At 34.6% G+C, this 6,960-nt stretch carries 7 protein-coding genes; 6 read left to right on the forward strand and 1 reads right to left on the reverse strand.

The annotated features are described in order from the left end of the window. The first annotated feature begins 246 nt into the window (after positions 1-246). From DET49_RS18130 to DET49_RS18140, 3 genes are read left to right on the forward strand one after another with little or no spacing between them, the layout of a single operon-like run. Positions 247-1,491 carry a RagB/SusD family nutrient uptake outer membrane protein gene (locus DET49_RS18130; RefSeq protein WP_410527970.1) on the forward strand — a complete coding sequence of 415 codons (1,245 nt, stop codon included), beginning with the start codon at positions 247-249 and terminating at the stop codon, positions 1,489-1,491. 18 nt (positions 1,492-1,509) lie between these two features. After that, the gene (locus tag DET49_RS18135) at positions 1,510-2,622 is read left to right on the forward strand and encodes a glycoside hydrolase family 130 protein (protein ID WP_133550247.1); all 1,113 of its coding nucleotides are present in this window, start codon (positions 1,510-1,512) and stop codon (positions 2,620-2,622) included. Between the two features lie 11 nt (positions 2,623-2,633). After that, the gene (locus tag DET49_RS18140; protein ID WP_133550249.1) at positions 2,634-3,950 is read left to right on the forward strand and encodes a sugar porter family MFS transporter; all 1,317 of its coding nucleotides are present in this window, start codon (positions 2,634-2,636) and stop codon (positions 3,948-3,950) included. A 768-nt stretch (positions 3,951-4,718) separates the two neighbouring features. Here DET49_RS18140 and DET49_RS18545 read toward each other — a convergent pair. Then, the gene (locus tag DET49_RS18545; protein ID WP_166636616.1) at positions 4,719-4,877 is read right to left on the reverse strand and encodes a hypothetical protein; all 159 of its coding nucleotides are present in this window, start codon (positions 4,875-4,877) and stop codon (positions 4,719-4,721) included. A 641-nt stretch (positions 4,878-5,518) separates the two neighbouring features. Between DET49_RS18545 and DET49_RS18145 the strand changes: the two genes are divergently transcribed. From DET49_RS18145 to DET49_RS18155, 3 genes are all read left to right on the forward strand, one after another. Beyond that, a complete protein-coding gene (locus DET49_RS18145; protein WP_133550251.1) occupies positions 5,519-5,740 on the forward strand; it encodes a helix-turn-helix domain-containing protein in 222 nt (73 codons plus the stop codon). Next, positions 5,727-6,059, forward strand: coding sequence for a HipA N-terminal domain-containing protein (locus DET49_RS18150; RefSeq protein WP_133550253.1), 333 nt, complete (start codon positions 5,727-5,729; stop codon positions 6,057-6,059). Before DET49_RS18145 ends, DET49_RS18150 begins: the two co-directional genes overlap by 14 nt. Beyond that, on the forward strand, positions 6,052-6,960 hold a 909-nt coding region (locus DET49_RS18155), incomplete at its 3' end, for a HipA domain-containing protein (protein ID WP_133550255.1). The genes DET49_RS18150 and DET49_RS18155, both read left to right, overlap by 8 nt.

The following is a 6,960-nucleotide window of genomic DNA, read 5'->3' on the forward strand; positions in this document are numbered from 1 at the left end:
AGGTTAGTATTTTGGTTTTCAGACACTTAAATATAACCATATTTCTGCTTTTTTCATGCTAAAAAACTACTTTTCTTACGTCGAACTCAGGTTATAGGGTTAATTACTAAGGATCAAATTAGTTCTGATCCAACGGCAAGCTCAGTAATTTCTAGCGTTAATTCAACATATCAATTACTTTCATCCACTTTAAATATAGTTGGAGAATGGGCCTGGGATGATGGTCAGGTTACAAAAAATGATTTTATATTACAGGATATTGCTGCGGGAGATATGAATAAAAAATGGAATCCTGATGGTGATCAGGCCTGGATGGATGAAGTCGCAGCATTTAATTTCACAGCTTTGAATGGGGCATTTAATGGAGTTTGGAGTTACGATTATGAAGGTATTTCAAGAGCAAATCAAGCTATTGAAATTTTGGAAAACGATGAAATATTGTCAACAACAAGTCTTACGGAAGACGAAAGAAAACGTCTTTTGGGAGAAGCCTATTTTCTCAGAGCTTTCTATTATTTTGATTTAGTAAACTATTTTGGAGATGTACCACTTTTAACTGAGCCCTTGGACAATTTCGCTGCGGCTTATGAAGTTTCTGAAAGAACTCCAAAACAAGAAGTTTTAAATCTGATAAGAGAAGATCTTGCAGCGGCAGTAAACTTGCTGCCTATGAGTAAATACTCAAAACCTTCAGAACCGTGGAGAGTATCTATTGGTGCGGCTAAAGCTATGCAAGCGAAAGTTGCATTATATCAAGAAGAATGGAATGCTGTAATAAGCCATATCGAAGAATTGCAATCTTGGGGTTTCTACGCTTTAAACCCACATTATTTTGACTCTTTTGATGTATCAAAAGAGTTTCAAGAGAGTGAAGTTATTTTTGCATATGATCATCAAGAAGGACAGACTCCTAGTAAAGGAAATGGTCTTGCCGCTTTAATGGGATGGGGATTTGTCGCTCCTACGGATGATTTCATCGATGCTTTTGAGAATGAAGATCCAAGGCTAGAATATACAGTAGAAAGTGATGAACAATCCGTTCATAAATTATTGGGAACAACGGATGGACGTTATAAGGGGAATGCTGATTCCCCAGGGAACAGAATATATATTAGATATGCAGATGTATTACTTTGGAAAGCGGAGGCCTTAATTGAAACCGGCCAGGTAGAAGCTGGTCTTGAAATAATTAATCAGATTAGAATGCGTGCAGAAAACACTCCTGGATTGGATGGTACAAGTTCTGATTTAGAGATGTATTCTAATACTGGTTTTTCTCAAGAAGAAGCTTTACAAATTTTATATAAAGAGCGTAGATTAGAATTAGGCTTTGAGTCTCATAGATTTAATGACCTAAAACGTTGGGGGCTTGCAGATGAAGTCCTAACAGAAATGGGAAAAAATTTCCAGGACTACAATTATTTATATCCAATTCCTCAGGGAGAGATAGATAGAAGTGGAGGTCAAATTCAGCAAAATCCAGGTTATTAACAACAAACAGAAATGAAAATGAACAAGTTTTTTATATCAACAATTATCGTATTACTGGTCAGTGTTTTAGGATATGGTCAGGAAAAATTAGAAGAAGAATGGATGCTAGGACCCTTTGAAAGGTTTGAGAATGCAAAGCCTATTATCCAAAAAGATACCCTCAGTGAGTTTAAAGATCCGATGACTGGGGAGGTTATTAACTGGGAATCAATGGCAACTTTTAATCCAGCAGCAATTGTAAAAGACGATAAAATACACGTTTTATATAGGGCTGAAGAAAAATTAGGTGAAAAAGAAATTGGCGGACACACTTCCAGGATAGGCCTTGCCATATCGAAGGATGGAAAGGAATATGAAAGAGAGAAAAAACCTATTTTTTATCCAGCTAAAGATAATCAGAAAAAATTTGAATGGACTGGAGGAACTGAAGATCCACGAATTGTGGAAACAAAAGATGGGACCTATGTATTGACCTATACTCAATGGAATAGAAAATATCCAAGGTTGGCAATAGCAACCTCGAAGGATTTGAGAAATTGGGAAAAGCATGGGCCAATATTCGAGGAATGGAAAGATGGAAAATATCATAATACTGAAACAAAATCTGGTGCTATTGTAACAGAACTTAAAGAAGGAAAATTGGTAGCCGCTAAAATTAATGGAAAATATTGGATGTATTACGGAGTGCCTCATATTTGGTTGGCCAGTTCTGAAGATTTAATTAACTGGAAACCAGTTGAAGATTATGAAGGAAATTTAGCGCCCGTGCTTAGTCCTCGTCCTGGTTACTTTGATTCGTGGTTAGTAGAGGCAGGACCACCACCAGTATTAACAGAAGATGGGATTGTAGTGCTTTATAATGCAGGAAATTCGCAAAACATAGGAGTAGATGAATTGGGTAATAGAATTTATACAGGTGGACAGGCTTTATATGATGCAGAAGAACCCTGGAAATTATTAGACAGATCGGATGAACCCTTTATTAAACCAGAATTACCTTTCGAAAAATCTGGACAATATAAAGATGGAACTACTTTTATTGAAGGACTGGTATATTTTGAGGATGAATGGTATTTATATTATGGAACCGCTGATAGTATGGTTGGGGTCGTAAAAACAGATAACGATTAGAAAATTCATCTATGGGTTTAAGTAAAAAGCTCCTTACCGGGGCAATTGTTTCGAGTTTAGGAGGTTTGTTATTCGGTTTTGATACTGCGGTTATTTCAGGAGCAGAACAAGGACTGAAAGTGTTTTTTGATCTTGATGCAATTGCTCACGGGTTTACCAATTCAATAGCTTTAATAGGAACAATAATAGGTGCTATTTTTGCTTTTATTCCAGCACAATATTGGGGAAGAAAAAAATCTTTATTAATTATTGGTGCTTTTTTTGGATTATCAGCCTTAGGTTGTGCCTTTACCAGTAATTGGGAATTTTTTCTATTTTATAGGTTTTTAGGAGGTTTGGGGGTTGGTGCATCTTCAGTAATAGCTCCAATGTATATTTCAGAGATTTCCCCATCCACGCATCGCGGTAGATTGGTTGGATTATTTCAGTTTAGCATTGTATTTGGAATACTATTGGCATTTATTTCAAATTATTTCCTGAAGACTCACATTTCAGTTAATGCCTGGAGGTGGATGTTAGGCGTAGAGGCAATTCCTGCATTACTTTTTTTTATACTAACGTTTTTTATACCTAAAAGCCCTCGTTGGCTTATTTTAAAGGGGAAGGATGAAAAAGGCTTACAAATCCTTACAGATTTAGGTGATTTGAAGGCAAAAGTTACTTTTAACAGCATTAAAAGATCTTTAAATCAAAATGAAACCAAGGAAAGCCTATTTCAAAAAAAGTATTACAAACCTATTCTGCTGGTTTTTTTAATGGCTACGTTTAATCAATTTTCTGGAATTAATGCGATTATGTACTATGCACCAAGAATTTTTGAAATGTCGGGATTAACAGAAGATAGTGCCTTTTTACAAGCCGCATCAGTAGGATTCGTAAATATGATCTTTACTATTTTTGCAATGAGTCTAATAGATAAAATAGGTAGAAAAAAGCTAATGCTTTGGGGATCTGTTGGAATGATAATTAGCCTTGTTTTCAGTACTTTTTTTCTCAATCAGCCGGAAATCGGAAAAGGTCTATTAATTATTCCTATTCTAACATTTATCGCCAGCTTTGCATTTTCTCAAGGGGCAGTAATTTGGGTATTTATTTCAGAAATTTTTCCAAATAGAGTAAGAGCTTCGGGTCAATCCTTCGGTACTTTTATTCACTGGTTCTGGGCTGCTGTTTTAACTTGGTTATTCCCAATAATTGCAAGTTTTCCAAATGGAGGTAGTTATGCCTTCGGATTTTTTGCTATTGCAATGATCTTCCAACTGTTATTTGTTTTACAAATGTTTCCCGAAACAAAAGGTAAATCTTTGGAGGAAGAAATTAATGAATAATTATTTAAGTTTAGTTAGCAAAATGAAAAGAAGCCAGGTGGAAACACCAGGTTTATTTAGTGTGAATTTTAGAAATTTTTTGAACAGGTGTTTATGTAGAATCACTTCAGAAATCTTTACAAAGTTATAATCATATAAATCATAATAGTTCGGAAATATTAAGAACTTTAAATAATTTTTGTAATTAGTTTGCAGTGAGGTTAGTCAATATAAGGCGCTTGAAAAACTCAAAAGTAAGAAAAGGGATAATGATGTAAAATCCGAAACAAATTGGATTTTGAAAGGGCTTTAATTACTGATAGGAGGATCTGCTGCATCTAGGTTCTTAAAAATATTATCGAAGGTTTTTAAAGCTTTCTCATAATTATGCTCTTCCCGCCATACTAGTGCCATATTATTTAAATAAGAAAGACTATCTTTTAAAGATCGGGAAAACCTTAATGCATTCTTATACTCTCTAATGGCATCAAACCCCGGTTTCTATAGGAGATGGCAATCAGGTTGTGGGCATTACTTATAAAAGATGAATCCTTTGTATTAGAAAGTAAGCTCAAAACCAAGGTAGCATTTTACTGACTTCACGAGTAATCAGCCATACGAGCCTGTGCATTAGCCATTTCCAAGGAGCTTTGCCTGGCATTTATACTATCGCCTATTTTTAAATAATTTTTCCTGGATAGATAATGATATAGAAATGCATCTTTTGAATTATGTAGTTTTCTGTGGATAGTAGCAATGTGGTAATATCCCAGGGCGACAAAGCGAGTGTTATCCCGCTTGTTCTACCATTCTGTGAGAAAACGTCATGGCACTATCATATTCCTTCAAACGATTAAAGGTGTAAATAATCCCGTCATGTAACCATAAGGAAATGGTATCATTATCATTTTTTCCATTTTCTAAACCTTGCTGGAAAATACTAAGCATTTTATATGCATCTTTTGCTTTAATACCTCGTTGGAAGTAATATTCTCCCGATCCTGGTTTGATTTCTTTTGAATTCTTTACTTGATTTTTATCACAACCAATAATGCTAAGAATTCAAAATCCATCCAAAAGGGTAATCCAGAGAAAAAAAAGAAGAGAAATTTATTTTCAAATAATAAAATGATTATTGCTTTATGCTTTGTCATATTACAGATTATATGATTCAAAAATACGTTCGGAACTAATTTCTCATTTTAAGGACACTTTATGTTTTTTTAGGACTTTAGTTTTACGTCTGAAAATCCAACAAATAAATGATTAGGAAAAAACGGTAGTTTTCCTTTTGCCATCAATTTTCTGAAAAATCATTTTATTACAGGGAGAAATAATCTTTTGGAAGTATTCGAAGAGGTTAAGGGCTACAAGCTGACGATTGCTAAAGTAAATAAGAAATTTTTATTGAGTTTTCTGACTTCTTTTACGACTTCGCAGGTTTATAGAATTATACGTTAAAGCATATAAAAATGTAGAATAGCTTTTTTTTATATGTAAATACATATAAAATTATTAAATTTCGATAAATTGTATGTTATTGCATATAATTTATTAAATTTACTAAAAATTATACGTTAAAGCATATAATGGTTGAGCTGGCAGAGTTTGTAAAATCCCGAAGAAAAGAGGTTAACCTTACCCAGGAAGAGTTTGCCGAAAGGGCAGGGGTAGCATTAACCGTAATAAGAAAAATCGAACAGAATAAAATGAACCTGAATCTTGAGAAAGTAAATCAGGTTTTGAAAATGTTCGGTCATAAGCTTGTGCCTGTAAGTTTTAAAGATATCGATAGAAATGAGACAAGCTAATATTCTATATAATAGTCTATTCTGTGGGTTATTGACCGAAACGAACGATGGTACATTTACTTTTCAATATGATGAAGATTATGTGAAAGAGTATCCTAATCAGTTTATAACTTTCACTATGCCTGTAAGGAAGGAAGAGTATAAGGATAAACGCTTATTTGCATTTTTTGAAGGTTTAATTCCTGAAGGATGGTTGTTGGATATTGCTTCCAAAAACTGGAAGATAAATCCAAACGACCGGATGGGATTGTTATTAGCTTGCTGTCAAAACTGCATAGGAGCTGTAAGTGTTCAACCAATAGAACTTCAGGATGAGTAGATGTTTATATTGTTATAAGGAAGTTGAGAATGGACAGGACTATCATACTGAATGTAGCCTTGCTTTTTTTGGAACCGAAAAACCTCCAAAAATAGAATACTCCCTGGATGAAATGTCTGAATTGGCAAAGCATGTGGTTGAGCGGAGCGTTTCTGTTCCAGGAGTACAACCGAAGCTCTCCATGTCTGTTGTGAAAAATAGCCATAAAGATCAGAGGTTTACAGTGGTAGGTGCATTAGGCGGTAATTATATTTTTAAACCACCTTCAAAAGATTATCCTGAAATGCCAGCCAATGAGGATTTGACAATGAAGATAGCGGAACTTTCTAATATAGACGTGGTACAACATTCTCTTATTAGACTCTCTTCCGGTGAATTATCTTATATCACAAAACGAATTGACAGGGCTGAAGACGGTACCAAAATTCATATGATAGATATGTTTCAAGTATTGGAAGCATTCGACAAGTACAGAGGTTCAATGGAGCGTATAGGCAAAGCAATCCAGGAATATGCAGATAATACATTTTTGGATATTCTACGTTTTTATGAGCTAACGCTGTTTAGTTATCTTACAGGAAATAATGATATGCATTTAAAGAATTTTTCTATGATTCAAACCTCATATGGCTGGGCGTTATCTCCTGCCTACGATCTATTGAATGTTTCCATAGTAAATCTAGAAGACAAAGAAGAATTAGCTTTAACGATTGCTGGTAAAAAGAAAAAAATAACGCGAAAATTATTATTTGAATTTGGAGTCGGTTTAGGCTTATCTAAAAAGCAAATTGAGGGGGCCTTTAAACGCTCCTGTTTTGTGCGGCTCCTTCCTTCATCACCTCTAACCCCTTGTAAATACTGGAGTTTATGTTTTGCACAGGGTGTCCCAGCTTTTTTTAAG

Source organism: Salegentibacter sp. 24 (assembly GCF_004362395.1).
Classification (GTDB): domain Bacteria; phylum Bacteroidota; class Bacteroidia; order Flavobacteriales; family Flavobacteriaceae; genus Salegentibacter.